This is a genomic window from Jatrophihabitans lederbergiae (assembly GCF_031845305.1).
Taxonomy (GTDB): domain Bacteria; phylum Actinomycetota; class Actinomycetes; order Mycobacteriales; family Jatrophihabitantaceae; genus Jatrophihabitans_A; species Jatrophihabitans_A lederbergiae.
The window spans coordinates 101,663-115,415 of record NZ_JAVREH010000012.1 but is presented as its reverse complement, the minus strand read 5'-3'; the positions used below and the strand labels follow the sequence as shown (position 1 = coordinate 115,415).

General features: G+C 67.5%; 11 protein-coding genes, 2 tRNA genes and 2 pseudogenes. 4 read left to right on the top strand and 11 right to left on the bottom strand.

Going from position 1 to position 13,753, the window contains the following annotated elements; genetic code table 11:
• Nucleotides 1-160: pseudogene (locus RM423_RS11475) on the top strand (IS630 family transposase); the annotation flags it as partial.
• 850 nt (nt 161-1,010) lie between these two features.
• Here the strand turns inward: RM423_RS11475 and RM423_RS26245 are convergent.
• The 5 genes and pseudogenes from RM423_RS26245 to RM423_RS11455 all read right to left on the bottom strand — a co-directional run.
• Nucleotides 1,011-1,303 (bottom strand): annotated as a pseudogene (locus tag RM423_RS26245) (transposase); the annotation flags it as partial.
• A gap of 130 nt (nt 1,304-1,433) precedes the next feature.
• A complete protein-coding gene (locus RM423_RS11470; RefSeq protein ID WP_311423168.1) occupies nt 1,434-1,619 on the bottom strand; it encodes a hypothetical protein in 186 nt (61 codons plus the stop codon).
• A 289-nt stretch (nt 1,620-1,908) separates the two neighbouring features.
• Nucleotides 1,909-1,984, bottom strand: a tRNA-Arg gene (locus tag RM423_RS11465).
• 143 nt (nt 1,985-2,127) lie between these two features.
• Nucleotides 2,128-2,217 (bottom strand) — tRNA-Ser (locus RM423_RS11460).
• An 89-nt stretch (nt 2,218-2,306) separates the two neighbouring features.
• Nucleotides 2,307-2,963: a TetR/AcrR family transcriptional regulator gene (locus RM423_RS11455; protein WP_311423167.1), complete on the bottom strand. Its 657-nt coding sequence runs from the start codon at nt 2,961-2,963 to the stop codon at nt 2,307-2,309.
• Nucleotides 2,964-3,256: 293 nt separating this feature from the next.
• On the opposite strand from RM423_RS11455, the gene RM423_RS11450 reads away from it, so the two are divergent.
• Nucleotides 3,257-4,858 (top strand): MFS transporter, encoded by a 1,602-nt coding sequence (locus RM423_RS11450; protein ID WP_449555807.1) that lies wholly within the window; start codon nt 3,257-3,259, stop codon nt 4,856-4,858.
• 92 nt (nt 4,859-4,950) lie between these two features.
• On the opposite strand, the gene RM423_RS11445 is transcribed toward RM423_RS11450, so the two are convergent.
• Both RM423_RS11445 and RM423_RS11440 read right to left on the bottom strand, forming a co-directional pair.
• Nucleotides 4,951-6,330: an L-serine ammonia-lyase gene (locus RM423_RS11445; RefSeq protein ID WP_311423169.1), complete on the bottom strand. Its 1,380-nt coding sequence runs from the start codon at nt 6,328-6,330 to the stop codon at nt 4,951-4,953.
• 63 nt (nt 6,331-6,393) lie between these two features.
• The gene (locus RM423_RS11440) at nt 6,394-6,816 is read right to left on the bottom strand and encodes an organic hydroperoxide resistance protein (protein ID WP_311423165.1); all 423 of its coding nucleotides are present in this window, start codon (nt 6,814-6,816) and stop codon (nt 6,394-6,396) included.
• A 114-nt stretch (nt 6,817-6,930) separates the two neighbouring features.
• Between RM423_RS11440 and RM423_RS11435 the strand changes: the two genes are divergently transcribed.
• Nucleotides 6,931-7,638 (top strand): siderophore-interacting protein, encoded by a 708-nt coding sequence (locus RM423_RS11435; RefSeq protein WP_311423164.1) that lies wholly within the window; start codon nt 6,931-6,933, stop codon nt 7,636-7,638.
• On the opposite strand, the gene RM423_RS11430 is transcribed toward RM423_RS11435, so the two are convergent.
• The 3 genes from RM423_RS11430 to xylA are packed head-to-tail and all read right to left on the bottom strand — an operon-like array spanning nt 7,577 to nt 11,398.
• Nucleotides 7,577-8,788, bottom strand: a complete 1,212-nt coding sequence (locus RM423_RS11430) for an ROK family protein (RefSeq protein WP_311423163.1) — start codon at nt 8,786-8,788, stop codon at nt 7,577-7,579. The two genes, RM423_RS11435 and RM423_RS11430, sit on opposite strands and share 62 nt — an antisense overlap.
• Nucleotides 8,789-8,816: 28 nt before the next feature.
• The gene (xylB, locus tag RM423_RS11425; protein ID WP_311423162.1) at nt 8,817-10,208 is read right to left on the bottom strand and encodes a xylulokinase; all 1,392 of its coding nucleotides are present in this window, start codon (nt 10,206-10,208) and stop codon (nt 8,817-8,819) included.
• Between the two features lie 2 nt (nt 10,209-10,210).
• Nucleotides 10,211-11,398, bottom strand: coding sequence for a xylose isomerase (gene xylA / locus RM423_RS11420; protein WP_311423161.1), 1,188 nt, complete (start codon nt 11,396-11,398; stop codon nt 10,211-10,213).
• Between the two features lie 135 nt (nt 11,399-11,533).
• Here xylA and pgm point away from each other — a divergent pair, with 135 nt between their 5' ends.
• Nucleotides 11,534-13,186, top strand: a complete 1,653-nt coding sequence (pgm, locus tag RM423_RS11415) for a phosphoglucomutase (alpha-D-glucose-1,6-bisphosphate-dependent) (protein ID WP_311423160.1) — start codon at nt 11,534-11,536, stop codon at nt 13,184-13,186.
• 4 nt (nt 13,187-13,190) lie between these two features.
• Here the strand turns inward: pgm and RM423_RS11410 are convergent, their stop codons facing one another.
• Nucleotides 13,191-13,682, bottom strand: a complete 492-nt coding sequence (locus RM423_RS11410; protein ID WP_311423159.1) for an Lrp/AsnC family transcriptional regulator — start codon at nt 13,680-13,682, stop codon at nt 13,191-13,193.
• Nucleotides 13,683-13,753: the final 71 nt, after the last annotated feature.

The window sequence follows — 13,753 nt, the reverse complement described above, 5'->3', positions numbered from 1 at the left end:
CCGCGGCACCTTCACCAGCGTCAAGGACCTCATCGCCGCAATCGAGACTTACATCGACGCCTGGAACGAACGCTGCCAGCCGTTCACCTGGACCAAGACCGCCGACGAAATCCTCACCAAAGCAACCGGCGGTCAAAGATCATCGTTCACGCGACACTAGGAACTGAGACGTACAGGGCGACGACCCGTCGCAGCTCACTCGGACTGCCTTCGGTGCCAGCGTTCTTACCGGCACCTCAACCACGGCTATGAGCCCAAAGAAGGTCGCGGAGTCTGGCACCAGACTCCGCGACCTTCTTTGGTCTACTCGGACGCTCTGAGTTTGATGTACTCGGAGGGCTGACGGAAGATCGATGCGAATCCCTTGGTGAAGGGAGCCGTCTCGCATACCAGTCTGATCACTTCTCCCGGACCTGCGGTGACCTCAAGTGGTTTGCTGCCGGCCCAGTCGACCTTGATCTGAACGGCGTGCGTTCCGGGTTCGACATCTACCGCCAGTTCACCATCTTGGCGGAGCCTCCCGACCTGGTTGCCATCGACTAGCACCCGGAATGCGCGGAGGATTGAGCTACTACCGGGCTGCCGCCGTATGACGAGTCTTCCTAGGTCAGGGGAAGTCTTCATGTCAGCTCCCGAAGCTCCCGAAGATAGCGCCGCCAAGGGTACCGAGGCCTCCAAGGAGAGCACCCACCCCACCCTCTACGGCACCGGCAACCGGTTGTTCCGCCTGCGCTGGCCGAGTCAGATTCGCATGCGCCGTAGACGAACCCGCCCACTCCGCCTGCGCCGAGGCCGCCACCGAGGACCGCACCGGCGGGTCCTCCAACTACGAAGCCTCCGGCTCCGCCAGCGAGGGCGCCCGCTAGACCACCCGCAGCAAAGGAAGTTCCGGTTGGTCCTGCATTGTTGAGGGGGTTGTCGGCGGCGTAGATGTAGCGGTTGCCGTTGTGGGGGTCCAGGGGTGTGTTGAGGGTGTCTTGTTGGGTCCCAGGTGCCGGTGGTGGGTCATACCAGCGGGTGCTGTCCGAGGCAACCTTGCCGAACACCCCGGGCTGATCAGCCAAGGCCGCGATGTCGCAGATCGCCTCCCCGCCGTCGGCGATCATCACCGCCAGATCCACCAACACCCGACCCGGATCGTGTTCGGTCTGCGGCGCCGTCCGCCCCGCGAACACCTCCGACAGCTGCCCGGTCAGCGTGGTCCGGTCAGCCAGATCGGCCAGCAACCGCGACCCGGCATGCGACACCACCCCACACCATCAGCCAAGACCGCGACAGCAGGACGAGTGCAGGTAGCCTTCACGTGGAAAGTGCCTCTCGGAGCGGGGATCTGGGACTTCAGCAATCACAGAATCCCGCACCCAGTAGGCACTTTCTGTCATCTACACGCAGGTACCCGAGTTGATCTTGCACCGCCCGGGTTAGTGCTTGATCTATCTGTCCCAGACTCGATATATCAACCAGCGCAGCGGAAAGCCGACCAGTATGACGACCAACGCCGTCCATGCCGGAAGGAGCGCAATCACGATGAGTACGAACTCTAGGAGGTACAGAAACAGGACGGCGATGGTTATCGGGCGCGTATTTGCACGCCAGTACTTGTTGGGCTGCTCGTTCACCGAGTCGACCCTAGCACCAGAGCCTCCGGAAACTCCGGTGCGATTCAGTGCAGCGCTCACCGAACCGTTCAAGACACTGCTCGGCCCTGACGTCATGGAGGCCGCCGGGCGGAGACCTCGACCGCAAGGCGCGGTGACTGGAGCAACTGCTGCCGTGGGCTCGACAAGGCGTCCAAGCGCTACCTGCCACGACTGGAGCGCCGCCTACATCCGCCGCATCCGTGCACAACGCCCAAAATGAACAAACCCGCATCCGTTCAACACGGTGCGGGTTTGAAAGACGTCACTCTGGTGCGCCCGGCAAGATTCGAACTTGCAACCTCTTGATCCGTAGTCAAGTGCTCTATCCGTTGAGCTACGGGCGCATTGTGAACCGAAGCCATACTCTAGCGGGTCAGGTTCGGGCCTCCAAAACCGCCTCCGGCGTCGCCTCGGCGGCACCGGCCAAGATCAACCACAGAGGCGATCACAGCACAGAGCCCCGTCCGAGGACGGGGCTCTGACACCGCGGAGGCTCGGGGATTTGAACCCCGGATGGGCGATAAACCCAAACCGCATTAGCAGTGCGGCGCCATAGACCGGACTAGGCGAAGCCTCCTGAAGCCGCGGAACACGACCGCCGCATACCTTACTGGGCGAGCACCGGCGCGCCCAAAGCGGCCCCTGACCACAAGGGCTGCAGATCACTCAGCGGGGGCTGATCGCCGGCATCACGAAGCGATCCAGCAGCTCCACCAGATCCTCGTCGGAGATCGACTGTCTACGCATGACGATCCGGTGGGTGAGGGTGCCCGCCACGATCTCGGGAAGCAGCGGCGTCACCGCGTCGGGGCGCACCTCGCCGCGGGCGACACCTCGTTCGAGCAGGTCGACCAGAACCTGCTTACGCGGGTCGAAGTAGTCGCATTCGAACGTGGTTGAGAAGTCCGGATCCCGCAGTGACTCGCTCATGATGGATCGCATCGCCTCACCGCCTGGCCCGGTCATCACCTCGACGACCTGCCGCAGCAGCATCAGCAGCGCGTCACGCGTCGTCACGGTGTCTTCCAGGCGGGGCGGGTCGATGCTGAGCAACGGACCGGCCAGCAGGCAACCCAGCGAATCCATCACCAACTCCTGCTTGGTGGGCCACCTGCGATAGATGGACGCCTTGCCCGTTTGGGCGCGGGCGGCGACCGACTCGATGGTGACATTGCCGTACCCACCGCACGCCAGCTCCGCGATCGTGGCGTCCTTGATCGCCTGCTCCAGTTCGGCTCCACGCTTGCGCTGACGCCCCGGATCCTCGCCGCTGTCAGAGGTGTTGTCAGAGGTACCTGCGAAATTGACTGGCGGTGCGGTCATGGCGACGGGAATCCTCTCTGACGAACGGAAGTGGCGGCGGTGGTGCTGTGTGGCAGCTGAGCGACCAAGATAGTGCACGTTTGCGTTTCTTAACTGATGTTCGCTAGCGTACCGAAGGAAGGAACGGCTGCGTTCACTATGCGACAGCAACAAGCCGAAATGCTAACTCAACACGACAGACTCAGGACGAGCGGTTCGCCGCAACATACTGAGCTAACGGCACTGAGCAGCGTGCCGACACCACGCCGCGCGGCAGCCCGCCGGCACAGAACATCGATTGGCCAAGGAGAGTCGTGACCACGACCTACGGAGCGACACAGACAACGGCAACGAGCCGAAGAGGAAGCCATCCAGGCTTGACGCTGCTCATCATCGCGGGCGCGCAGCTCATGATCGTTCTCGACGGAACCATCGTGAACATCGCGCTGCCCAAGATGGGCGACTACTTCGGCAAGAACCAGACCGACATGACGTGGGCGATCAACGCCTACACCCTGGCCTTCGGCGGGCTGCTGCTACTGGGCGGCAAGGCAGGCGACATCCTCGGCCGGCGCCGGATGTTCATGGTGGGCCTCGCGCTGTTCACCATCGGCAGCTTCCTCGGCGGCCTCGCTCACAACTTCCAGTTCCTCATCTTCGGCCGGATCATCCAAGGCATCGGGGGCGCGATCGCCTCGCCGACGGCTCTCTCGCTGATCACCACAGAGTTCGACGAGGGGCCCGAACGGACCCGTGCCTTCGCGGTGTTCTCCGCGGTGGCTGGTGCCGGTGCCGCTCTGGGCCTGCTGCTCGGTGGCGTTCTCACCGAGTACCTGACCTGGCGCTGGGTGCTCTTCGTCAACGTCCCGATCGGTGTCGTCCTGGTCGTCGGCGCCTACATGTTCTTGCACGAGTCCGAGCGCCTCTCCGGCAAGTTCGACTGGTTCGGTGGCCTGCTGTCCACGGTGGGCATGGCCTCGCTGGTCTACGGTTTCATCCATGCCGCATCCAAGGGCTGGAGCAACGGCATCACCGTCAGCGCCTTCGTCCTTGCGGTGGTACTGCTCGCCGCGTTCGCCGCGCTGGAGGGCAAGCTGTCCTACGCGATGATGCCGCTGCGCACGTTCCGCGACAAGAACCGATCGGGCGCCTACATCGTCATGCTGATCATCGGCGCGGCCATGTTCGGGATGTTCTTCTTCGTCACCTATTTCGTCCAACTGGTGCTCGGCTACTCGTCGTTGAAGTCCGGCATGGCATTCCTGCCGGTCGCCTTCATGATCGGCATCGCGGCCCAGCTCTCGGCGACGTTGCTGCCCCGGGTCGGTCCGCGCAACCTGATCATCTTCGGCTCCGTGCTCATGACCGGCGGCCTGTTCTGGCTGTCCACCACCAGCGCGGACTCCAGCTATGCCGGCCACCTGCTGCCGTCGCTGCTGATCATGTCCTTCGGTATCGGCAGCATCTTCGTGCCGCTGACCACCGTGGCCGTGGCCGGAGTCGAACCACACGAGGCCGGCCTGGCATCGGCACTGCTGAACGTCGGGCAGCAGGTCGGCGGGTCCATCGGCCTGTCGGTGCTGACCACCGTCTTCGCCACCACCTCGACCAGCGAGGGCAAGCACCAGGGAAAGCTGCTCGGCGCGCTGGTGCAGTCCGGTAAAGAGCCGCCGACGGTGCTGCAGCACTTCCTGCAGCTGTCGCAGCAGGCAACCGGCAGCGTCAAGGCCAGTGCCGGTGCGCTGACCGATCCCACTGCCAACCGGGCGTTCCACGAGGTCCTGGCGCACGGCTCCTCGCGAGGCTTCCTGACCGCCGCCATCTTCGCGCTGGTCGCCATCATCGTCACCATGACCATGATCACGACCGGCAAGGACGAGGTTGTCGACGCGCCGGCCGGCGTCGCGGTTCACTGACCGCAGCAATAGCGAAAGGGCCGTCCAGTCATTCCTACTGGGCGGCCCTTTGCGCTAGCTGATGGCGTGGAGTAGCCGAGAGGCAGAGATCCTCAGCATTCGATGACGTTCACGGCCAGCCCGCCGCGGGAGGTCTCCTTGTACTTGACCTTCATGTCAGCGCCGGTCTCCCGCATGGTCTTGATCACCTTGTCGAGGCTGACGATGTGGGTGCCGTCGCCGCGCAGCGCGATGCGAGCGGCGTTGATCGCCTTGACCGCACCCATCGCATTGCGTTCGATGCACGGCACCTGGACGAGCCCGCCGATCGGGTCGCAGGTCAGCCCCAGGTTGTGTTCCATGCCGATCTCGGCGGCGTTCTCGACCTGCAGGGGGTTTCCGCCCATAACCTCACACAGCGCGCCGGCGGCCATCGAGCAGGCGGAGCCAACCTCACCCTGGCAACCGACCTCAGCGCCGGAGATCGACGCGTTCTCCTTGTAGAGCACGCCGATGGCCCCAGCGGTGAGCAGGAATCGCACCACGCCGTCATCGGTGGCACCCGGTACGAAGCGCCGGTAGTAGTGCAGCACCGCCGGAATGATGCCGGCCGCGCCGTTCGTCGGGGCGGTCACGACCCGGCCACCCGCGGCGTTCTCCTCGTTGACGGCAAGCGCGAACAGGCTCACCCAGTCCATCACCCGCAGCGGGTCGGTGGAGAACGATTCGGCGGCCAGCGTCCGGTACAGCTCGGGTGCGCGGCGGCGCACCTTGAGACCGCCCGGCAGCATTCCCTCCTGGGAGTAGCCGGCCGAGACGCAGTCCTGCATAACCTGCCAGATGTCGAGCAGCCCCGCCCGTACCTCTGCCTCCGGCCGCCAGACGGTCTCGTTGGCCAGCATCAGGTCAGAGATGGACAGCCCGGTGGCCCCGGCGAGCCGGCACAGCTCCACACCGGTGGTGAATGGATAGGGCAGGACGGTGTCATCGGCCTTGATCCGGTCCGCACCGGTCGCGGCCTCGTCCACGACGAACCCGCCGCCCACGGAGTAGAACGTCCGCTCGCGCACCGGGGAGTCATCAGCCGCCCAGGCCGTGAAGCGCATCCCGTTCGGATGGAAGGGCAGCGTCGAGCGCCGGTGCAGCACCAGATCATCGGCTTCCATCCGCACCGGGTACCTGTCCAGCAGCCGGACCGACCCCGCTGCCCGCGCGGCGGTGAAGCGTGGGAGCACGGTGGCGGTGTCGACGCTCTCCGGAGTCTCGCCGGCCAGGCCCAGCACCACCGCCCGGTCGGAGCCGTGGCCCCGCCCGGTCGCGCCGAGGGAGCCGAAGAGCTCCACTCGCACCCGGTCGACACTGCCGATCAGACCATCGCGTTCCAAGCCGAGGGCAAAGGTGCGGGCAGCCCGCATAGGCCCGACGGTGTGGGACGACGACGGCCCGATACCAATCGAGAAAAGGTCGAAAACACTGATGGCCACGGGGTTCATCATGCACCCGTGGCCATCAGGCCGGTCAACTTCGTTCGAGCAGCTCGCGCTGCGCGAGACGGTTCAGGCGACGGTCAGCGTGACCACGATGTTGTCGCGGGTCGCCTTGGAGTACGGGCAGAACTGGTGCGCCAGCTCGACCAGCTCCTGCGCCTGCGCGGCCTCGACACCCGGGATGCTGACCTCGAGCTCGACGGCGAGGCCGAAGCCGCCGTCCTCGGACGGTCCGAACGAGACGTTGGCGGTCACGGTCGAGCCGGAGGTGTCGACACCCTTGGTCTTGGCCCGGTTCTCCAGCGCGCCCTGGAAGCAGGAGGCGTAGCCGGCGGCGAACAGCGTCTCGGGGTTGACCGCGGGCTCCGGCGTGCTGCCGGGCTGAGCCAGCTCGAAGTCCACCAGGCCGTCGGCGCTACGCACGTGTCCGGCGCGGCCACCCTTGGCGGTGGCGGAGGTGACGTAGGCGACCTTCTTCAATTCGATGGGCATACTGCTCCTTCTAGCTAGGTCGATCGGTAGGTGTACGGGACCTGGATCTGTTCGGCTGCCACCGGTGTCTTCCGGCGATGATCGCCGGAACGACGGTGGCATGCTGAACACATCATGTCTGAGGTCCAACACATCTCCCGCACCGGTCAATTCCTCACTACGGTCGCCGATCTAAGCGAACTGTCACCGCGGATGCGCCGGATCACCCTGCGCGCCCCCGAAATCGCGGGCCGGCACTGGCCACTGGGCTGCGACATCGCTATCGTCCTCACCGGCCCGGACGGCCGGGAGGTCCGGCGGCGTTACACCGTCCGCTCCCACTGGGCCGACAGCCTGGTGATCGACGCGGTGCTGCACGGACACGGTCCCGGCTCGACCTGGGCCCAGCAGCTTGCGGCCGGGGACGAGGTGACCTTCTTCGGCCCGCGCGGTGAGATAGCGCTGTCCCCGACGCCGTGGCTGGTCGCGCTCACGGACGAGTCGGGGCTGCCCGCCATCGCGGCACTCGCCGAGGCCGCGCATATCGACGGGCGCCGGGTTGGGGTGCTGGCCGAGATCGAGAACGACAACGAGCGCTACCCGCTGCCCGACAATGCCGACGTGACCTGGCTGCCCCGCGACGGCCGGCCGGCCGGCCGGGCCGACATCCTGAGTTCGGCGCTGGAGCTGCTGTCGCCCACCGGGAGCAGCGGCTATGCCTACGTCCTCGGTGAGTCCCGGGCGGTGGTGGCGCTGCGCGAAGCTCTGGGGCGCTTCGGGCTCAGCCGGTCCGACGTGCACGCGAAGGGCTACTGGAATCTGAACTCGCGTCCCACTCGGTGAACCGGCCCGGGTCCTTCAGCGCCCGGTCCACCACCGCACCGGCCGCACCGCGGACGGCGGCGTCGACACCCAGGCTTGAGCAGCACAGCCGGCCGGCCGAGCTGCGGGACGACAGCACCCGGCTGGCGAGCTCTGCCGTCAGCGCCGGCTCGATGACGCGATACAGCCGGGCGTACACGCCGCCGAGCACGATGGCCGGCAGGTCGACCACGTTGAGCAGGGACGACAGGCCCACGCCGAGCGCCGATCCCGCCAGCTCGACCGCGGCCAGCGCCCGGGGATCGGAGCGGGTGACCGCTGCCTCCAGCGCCTCGACGTCGGGCTGCTCGGCGTTGCGCAGCAGCACCTCCTGACCGGCGTACTGCTCGACGCAGCCGCGCCCGCCGCACCCGCACAACGGGCCGTCCCGTTCGACGACGACGTGCCCGAGTTCGCCGGCGAACCCGTTCACGCCGCGGAACAGCTCGCCGTTCACGACCAGGCCGGCGCCGACGCCGATCTCGCCGGAGACGTAGACGAAGTCCCGGCCGCCGTCCGGGGCGGACCACAGCCGGGCCAGTGCACCCAGGTTGGCCTCGTTGTCCACCTGCAGCTCGCGCACGTTCAGCTCGCCGGCCAGCGCCTGCCCGAGCCGGGCGCCGGCGAGCAGGGGCAGGTTCGGAGCACGCAGCAGCTCGCCGTCGACACCCACCACGCCAGGCAGGGCCAATGCCACCCCGAGCAGTGGCTGGTCCAGGCCCGCGCGGACCTCGTCGCTCAGCCGGACGGCATGCGCAACCACCTGGTCGGCGGTCCGGCCGCGGTTGTCCACGGGTGCGTGCCGGTAGCCGCGCACCTGCCCGGTCAGGTCGAGGGCGCAGGCCGCGAGGTAGTCGACGTTGATCTCGAGCCCGACCGCGACCGGCCCGTCCGGATTGAGGCGAACGGGCCTGGCCGGCCGTCCGACCCGGGGCGCGTCGGGCACGCCCTCGACCAGGATCGTCTGACTGATCAGGACATCCACCAGGCTGGACACGGTGGCCTTGGTCAGCCCGGTCCGGTGCGCCAGCTCCGCCCGTGAGGCCGGCGCCCCGGCCAGCGCCGTCGTGATCAGGCTGAGGTTGTGCCGGCGGACGGTCTGCTGGCCCGCGGGGGTGCCGGGCACCGTCATAGCGCCAAGGCTGTCATAGGGCGCCCCGTCAGCGCGGCACGCTCAGGTGCTTGCCCGCGGCGACGGCGTACCGGGCGCGCAGGCCGGGAGTAGCCGCACCCTCGAAGTGCGCGGCCTCGCCGAGTTCCCAGGCAGGTGCCTCGTCCGAACCCGCCAGCACCCAGGCGGCCTGCCGGGCAGCGCCGTCGGCGACGTACTCGCCCGGTTCGGGCACCGTGACCGGTACACCGAACACGGTCGGAGCGATGCGGCGTACGGCCTCGGACTGCGCGGCTCCGCCGATCAGGCGCACCGCGGACACCGAGACGCCCTGGGCGACCAGCGCATCGAGGCCGGCGGCCAGGCCGCACAGCATGCCCTCGACCGCCGCCCTGGCGACATTGGCCTGGGTGGCGTTGGACAGCGTCAGCCCGTGCAGCGCACCGGTGGCGTCGGGAAGGTTCGGGGTGCGCTCACCTTCGAGGTACGGGACGAGGCTCAGGCCGGCCGCACCAGCCTCGGCGCTGAGCGCGAGGGCACTGAGGTCGGCCAGGCTGACCCCGAGCAGCCGGGCCGTCGCGTCGAGCACCCGGGCGGCATTGAGGGTGCACACCAGCGGCAGGAACGCCCCGGTGGCATCGGAGAATCCGGCCACCAGACCGCTCGGGTCCGCTGCCTGGACAGAGCTGCGGGCACAGGCAACGCCGGACGTGCCCAGCGACACCAGCACGTCGTCGCCGGTCTGCACGCCGAGCGCTCCGGCCGCGTTGTCGCCCGCGCCGGGGCCGAGCAGCAGCGAGCCGTGCTGGCCGATCCGCTCGGCCGGGCCGGCGACGCGCGGCAGCCGTACCTCTTTGCCCAGCGCCCGGACCAGCAGGTCGGTGCGGTAGGTGTTCGTGTGGCCGTCGAAGTAGCCGGTGCCCGAGGCGTCCGAGCGATCGGTCGCCAGGTCGGCCAGGTCGGTGGAGCCGGACAGCTTCCAGCTGAGCCAGTCGTGCGGCAGGCACACCGCGGCCGTGCGGGCGACGCTGTCCGGCTCGTGCTCGGCCAGCCAGCGCAGCTTGGTGATCGTGAACGAGGCCACCGGCACGCTGCCGACCGCGTCCGCCCAGGCCTGCGCGCCCAGTTCCAGGACCAGGTCCGCGGCGGCCTTCGCCGACCGGGTGTCGTTCCACAGCAGTGCGGGGCGCACGACCTCGCCTGACTCGTCCAGGCAGACCATGCCGTGCTGCTGGCCGCCGACGCTGATCGCGCTCACGTCGGCCAGGCCACCGGCATCCTCCAGAGCAACCTGTAAGGCGTCCCACCACGCCGAGGGGTGCACCTCGGTGCCGTCCGGGTGGCTCGCGCGTCCAGAACGCACCAGCCGTCCGGTTCCGGCATCGCGGAGAACAACCTTGCACGACTGCGTGGACGAGTCGACTCCGGCGACCAGTGCCATGATCAGCGCGCTCCCAGGAGGTGTTCGAGCGCGAGTTGGTTCAACCGGACGAAGCCGTAACCCTGCGCGCCGGCGGCGTCGGCGTCGTAGTCCTCGAACGAGCTGGCGTCCTTCATCAGCTCGGCGTAGCCCTCACCCGGGTTCAGCGTCGGCTCGGACAGCTCCGCAACCTTGGCGTCGAGCAGCGCCTGCTGGACCTCGGGGTCGTTGCGGAAGGACGTCGCCCGCTCCTTGAGCATCAGGTACATGCTCATGTTCGCCTTGACCGAGTCCCAGACGCCGTCGTAGCTCTCGGTGCGCGAGGGCTTGTAGTCGAAGTGCCGTGGGCCGGTGTACGACGGGCCACCGTTCGGGCCACCGAACTCGAGCAGGTCGACCAGACTGAAGGCGTTCATCAGGTCACCGTGACCGAAGACCAGGTCCTGGTCGAACTTGATGCCGCGCTGGCTGTTGAGGTCGATGTGGAAGAGCTTGCCCTGCCACAGCGCCTGCGCAACGCCGTGCGCGTAGTTCAGCCCGGCCATCTGCTCGTGCCCGACCTCGGGGTTGATGCCGACGAGATCCGGCTGGTCCAGCTCGGTGATGAAGGCCATCGCGTGGCCCAGGGTCGGCAGCAGAATGTCGCCGCGGGGCTCGTTCGGCTTCGGCTCGATGGCGAAGCGGATCGGGTAACCGCGGTCGGTGACGAACTCGGTGAGGGTGTTCATCGCCTCGCGGTAGCGCTCCAGCGCCGCCTGCACGTCCTTGGCGGAGTCGTACTCACTGCCTTCGCGGCCACCCCAGACGACGTAGGTCTCAGCACCGAGCTCAGCGGCCAACTCGACGTTGCGCAGCACCTTGCGGAGCGCGAACCGGCGGACCGAGCGGTCGTTGCTGGTGAAGCCACCGTCCTTGAACACCGGATGGGTGAAGAGGTTGGTCGTGATCATCGGGACCGCGAGGCCGGTCTCGTCCACAGCCTGGCGGAAGCGGGCGATCTGGGCGTCGCGCTCACCGGTCGTCGCGTCGAACGGGATCAGGTCGTTGTCGTGGAACGTGATGCCGTACGCGCCGAGCTCGTTGAGCCTGTGGACGGCCTCTACCGCGTCGAGCGGCTGGCGGGTCGCGTCACCGAACGGGTCGCGGCCGGTCCAGCCGATCGTCCAGAGCCCGAAGGAGAATCTGTCGGCCTTGGTGGGAGTTGGCGTCATCTGCTAATCCTCGATTTGTTTAGACACTGAACTTATTGCCGAGGCTAGCGGCGAAACGCTGTGGAAACAAGCTCAAGTCGTTGTGAAGAACGGTGAGCCAGGGGAACCGCGGCGCCGGCATGGTTGGATTGAATGATGCCGAACTCCCCCCGGGCCGGTCAGCCGGCCACCGCCGCTGACCTGATCGATGTCGGCGCGTTGGTCGACGCCTACTACTCCCAGCACCCCGACGTGTCCGTGACCGAGCAACGGGTCAGCTTCGGCACGTCCGGGCACCGGGGCTCGGCGCTGAGCACCAGCTTCAACGAGGACCACATCCTCGCTACCAGCCAGGCGATCTGCGAGTACCGCGCGGGCAAGGGCATCGACGGCCCGCTCTACCTGGGTGCGGACAGCCACGCCCTGTCCGAGCCCGCGGCCCGGTCCGCGCTCGAGGTCTTCGCCGCCAACGGCGTGACGGTGCTGATCGACTCCCGCAAGGGCCTGACGCCCACGCCTGCCGTCTCGCGAGCGATCCTCGCGTACAACTCCGGCCGCACCTCGGGGCTGGCCGACGGCGTGGTGGTCACGCCCTCGCACAACCCGCCCGCGGACGGCGGTTTCAAGTACAACCCACCGGACGGTGGCCCCGCCGGCACCGAGATCACCGGCTGGATCCAGGACCGCGCCAACGAGCTGCTGGCGGCGAAGCTGTCCGGACTCAGCCGCATCCCGTACCAACGCGCCGCGGCGGCCGACACCGTGCACGGCTTCGACTTTCTGGACGCCTACGTCTCGGCACTGCCCGGCGCGATCAATATGGCAGCCATCAAGGCCGCCGGCATCCGGATCGGCGCGGACCCGCTCGGTGGTGCGTCGGTGGCGTACTGGGCGGAGATCGAATCCCGGTACGGCCTGGACCTGACCGTCGTGAACCCCGACATCGATCCCACCTTCGGTTTCATGACCCTGGACTGGGACGGCAAGATCCGGATGGACTGCTCGTCACCGTCCGCAATGGCCTCGCTCATCAACCGGATGAAGCAGGACGCGACGCTGTACGACATCGCGACCGGCAACGACACCGACTCCGACCGGCACGGCATCGTGACGCCCGACGGCGGCCTGATGAACCCGAACCACTTCCTGGCAACCGCGATCGGCTACCTCTTCGGGCACCGGCCCGGCTGGCGCGCCGACACCGCGATCGGCAAGACCCTGGTCAGCTCCTCGATGATCGACCGGGTGGCGACCGACCTCGGACGGAGGCTGGTCGAGGTCCCGGTCGGCTTCAAGTGGTTCGTACCCGGCCTGCTCGACGGCTCCATCGGCTTCGGCGGCGAGGAGTCCGCGGGGGCGTCCTTCCTGCAGCAGGACGGCAGCGTCTGGACGACCGACAAGGACGGCATCCTGCTGTGCCTGCTCGCCTCCGAGATCCTCGCGGTCACCGACAAGTCGCCGTCGGCGCACTACCGCGAGCTGACCCAGCGCTTCGGCGACCCGGCCTACGCCCGCATCGATTCACCGGCAACCCGTGAGCAGAAGGCCGTGCTCAGCAAGCTGTCGCCGGAACAGGTCACCGCCTCGACGCTGGCCGGGGACCCGATCACCGCTCGGCTGACGAAGGCCCCGGGCAACGGCGCCGCCATCGGCGGGCTGAAGGTCACCACCGACCGCGGCTGGTTCGCGGCCCGTCCGTCGGGCACCGAGGACGTCTACAAGCTGTACGCCGAGTCCTTCGACGGCCCGGAACACCTGAGCAAGATCCAGGACGAGGCTCGCGAGATCGTGGCGACCGCTCTGGGCTAGCCCCTCAGAGGCTCTTACGCGGGCCGCTGAGTTCGTCCAGGATCAGCACCGTCTGGGTGGCGACCACATCGGGCATGGTCTGGAAGGTGTTCAGCACCAGATCGCGCATGCTCGCCGCATCCTGGGTGCGCACGAGCAGGACGAGGTCGTTGTCACCGGACACCAGCGCGCCGTGCCAGACCTCGGGGATGTGCAGGATCCGGTCGCGCACCGCCTTCCAGGAGTGCTGGCTGATCTTGAGGTATACGTACGCCGAGATGCCGAACCCGTACCGCTCCGGATCGATGGTCACCGTGTAGCCGGTGATTACACCCTCGTCGACCAGGCGCTCCACCCGGGTGTACGCGCTGGCGCGTGAGATGTGCAGCTGTTCGGCAAGCGAGCGCATGGACAGTCGGCCGTCCTCACGCAGCGCGTCCACGATGGCTCGATCAGTGTCGTCGAGGGCGACCGGGCGTCTGATTTCTATGCTCCGGTTCGGAGTCTTGCTGGACATGTTGCACGACTGTAGCCGCTCGCCGTACCAAACTTCTCTACTACGACGACATTTCTAGAACAACGGTCGAC